This is a genomic window from Phytoactinopolyspora halophila, from assembly GCF_003287285.1.
In the GTDB taxonomy this organism is placed as follows: domain Bacteria; phylum Actinomycetota; class Actinomycetes; order Jiangellales; family Jiangellaceae; genus Phytoactinopolyspora_A; species Phytoactinopolyspora_A halophila.
Genome location: NZ_QMIG01000059.1, coordinates 1 through 2,473 on the forward strand (window position 1 = coordinate 1; position 2,473 = coordinate 2,473).

Here is a 2,473-nt window from a genome sequence, read left to right on the forward strand (position 1 = left end):
GCTGCGAGCCACCAGACGATGGGATGCTTGCCAAGCCCGTCTGGCGGGTCGGCGACGAATGCGGCGAGGCCTTTGTGTAGCAGGTTCAGACCGGGCCGGCTGTGCCGACGCGGTGGGGCGACCGGACGGTTACAGCCGGAAAGGTACGTCTGCACAGCCGGAACGCCCTGCGGCGGCACAGCACACCAACGCCGACCAGTACCTGCTGTCAGGCGGCTCATCGACCGCGTCTTCTCCTATCAGCGCAGAGGTGATGGATGTGGCGTTGGCCTGCCCAGTTTGCCGTTGGAGGAGAGGTGACCACCTGTGTGAACGCTTCGTGGGTTTCTCTCTTGGCACGAGGTGATGGGTAGGCGTAAGCTGAATCAAGATGAGCAAAAGTGATTCAAGGAAGTGGTGGCCATGACGGCAGACATCGGTGTGCTGATCGAACGTGCCCGTGCGGCAGCAGGCCTCAGCCAGCGTGCCCTCGCCGACGTGACCGGCATATCGCAGTCCACCCTGTCGCGGATCATCTCCGGAGATCGGGCGGCGAAGATGCCGGAGATCGTGTTGATCGCGCAGGCGACCGGGCACACGATCGCACAGCTCACCGGCACGAGGACCGTAGCCGGCCGCGCCCAGTGTGCGGCCCGGGCAACCAACGGCTCCAGCATGGACGGCATGCGAGAGGCACTGCTGGATTTCCTAGAACTGAACGACTACTTGGACGACCAGGCCGTTCCGGCGACGGTGTGACCGAGGCGTAGGACGCATGAACGCAGAAGCCGAGGGCCGCACCGCCGCCGAACGGTTCCGCCGGGAGCATCGGCTGGGAGTGCAGCCGCTGGGCGACCTGGTGGCTGTCACCGAGCAGACGACAGGGTTCGATGTGGCGATACTCGACGCGGGTCCAGATGAACACGGCTTGGCGATGCGGGACCCGGAACGCGACACCGTGTTCATCGGAGTCGCGCGCACCACACGCCCAATGAGACAGCGCAGCACGCTCGCCCACGAACTCGCCCACGTGTTGTTCGAGGACTGGGCCAACGCGGAAGGGGGCGACTGGAGCCAGCCCTCGCCGGAAGAGGACCGGTGCCGCTCCTTCGCTCGACATCTCCTCGTGCCCGTCGAAGGAGTGCGCGAGTTCCTTGGCGACCGAGACGAGGTGACACTGGCATCACTGTCGGCGGTCGTGCAACGGTTCCTCGTGTCGCCCACCATCGCCGCAATTGCCCTGGACCAGGCCGGGTACATCGATGCTGCCACCAGCGAGCATTGGCGTGACCTCCACACCCCACAACTGGCGGCTCGGTTCGGTTGGACCGATCAGTACCGGGCATTGCAGGCGGAATCCGATAGGCGGCGTGCGCCGCAGCGGCTACTCGCCCGCGCTATCAACGGCTACGCACTCGGGGTGCTTCACGCACAACACATTGCCACGCTGCGCGGCGTTACCCTTGAAGAAGCCGAGGCCGACCTGGACGAGGCAGGCGTCGCCCCCATCGAACGAGACGTCGTATGGGCTAACGCCAGCGACCTTCCTGACGTACACGTGGACCTGTCTGACCTGGACGACGACCTCACCACCTCGGACAACGGACCGGGGGCGGTGGAGAGTGACGGCGGATGAGTCACCGCCCGATCATCGACGCCGGACCCGGCCTGAACTTCTTCTCCATCAACCTAGAACGGCTCCTCATCGACACACTTGGGCCCCTGTCCGCCCCAGAGACCGTGAAGAACGAGCTACTCCGGAAGTCTCAACAGGATGGCCGGTTCCGCGCAGCCGAAATGGTCTGGCGCAAATTGTCCGAACGCTGGATGCAGATCCTTTCCGACGACGTGACCCCCGAACTCGAAGCGGTCGTACGCCGGATCAGTCAACTACCCATGCAGGAGCGGCTGAAGCGTCCGAGGGACCTTGGAGAGACCATGGTCATCGCCCATGCGGTCGTCGCCGCAGAAGCGGGCAAGGAGGTGATCGTGCTGATCGACGACGGGCCGGGTGCGCGAATCGCAACATCCGAGATCAACCGGCTACAGCGGCTTCGCACACTTGGCAAGACGATCGGAACGGTCACATTGACGAGCACACTCACAGTCCTAGCGAAAGCCGCAGGCAGAAAGTACATCCCCGACCGAGCAACCATGCGCGGCACCTACCGTCGTCTCCGGGAACTCGACGACGGCCTGCCGCCGATCCAAACCACCAACCTCCTCTCCCCCGAGCTTTGGAAATGACAGCCAGACCTCCCCAACTCCTCCCGACGCCGCCATAAGGGCCTTGATGAGCGGCCTCGGCCTGCACGATTCCACCCATGTCCGATCGTCGTCCGCGATCTCGATTTACGGACTGCGCGCGGGCTGCGATCTTGATCCGCACGCGTCTACGCAGGTCAGCGTCACACGAGCCCGAACCTAGCCGGAATCCGGCTTATAGGCCAGCTCGTCCTCTCACCTGCACCGACAGACGCCGACCCAGCCTCAC

General features: G+C 64.4%; 3 protein-coding genes. All 3 read left to right on the plus strand.

What is annotated here, in order from left to right:
• The first annotated feature begins 402 nt into the window (after window positions 1-402).
• Genes DPM12_RS22585 through DPM12_RS22595 form a run of 3 tightly spaced genes read left to right on the plus strand, consistent with a single transcriptional unit; the run spans window position 403 to window position 2,226 of the window.
• Window positions 403-738 (plus strand): helix-turn-helix domain-containing protein, encoded by a 336-nt coding sequence (locus DPM12_RS22585; protein ID WP_112260599.1) that lies wholly within the window; start codon window positions 403-405, stop codon window positions 736-738.
• A 16-nt stretch (window positions 739-754) separates the two neighbouring features.
• A complete protein-coding gene (locus DPM12_RS22590) occupies window positions 755-1,615 on the plus strand; it encodes an ImmA/IrrE family metallo-endopeptidase (protein ID WP_112260597.1) in 861 nt (286 codons plus the stop codon).
• On the plus strand, window positions 1,612-2,226 hold the full coding sequence (locus DPM12_RS22595; protein ID WP_112260598.1) for a PIN domain-containing protein: 615 nt from the start codon (window positions 1,612-1,614) through the stop codon (window positions 2,224-2,226). The genes DPM12_RS22590 and DPM12_RS22595 overlap by 4 nt, the downstream gene beginning before the upstream one ends.
• Window positions 2,227-2,473 lie beyond the last annotated feature (247 nt).

Excerpts from the sequence above, each read along its gene's own strand:
- DPM12_RS22585 (WP_112260599.1), top strand. The coding sequence starts at position 403 with ATGACGGCAGACATCGGTGTGCTGATCGAACGTGCCCGTGCGGCAGCA.
- DPM12_RS22590 (WP_112260597.1), top strand. The coding sequence starts at position 755 with ATGAACGCAGAAGCCGAGGGCCGCACCGCCGCCGAACGGTTCCGCCGG.
- DPM12_RS22595 (WP_112260598.1), top strand. The coding sequence starts at position 1,612 with ATGAGTCACCGCCCGATCATCGACGCCGGACCCGGCCTGAACTTCTTC.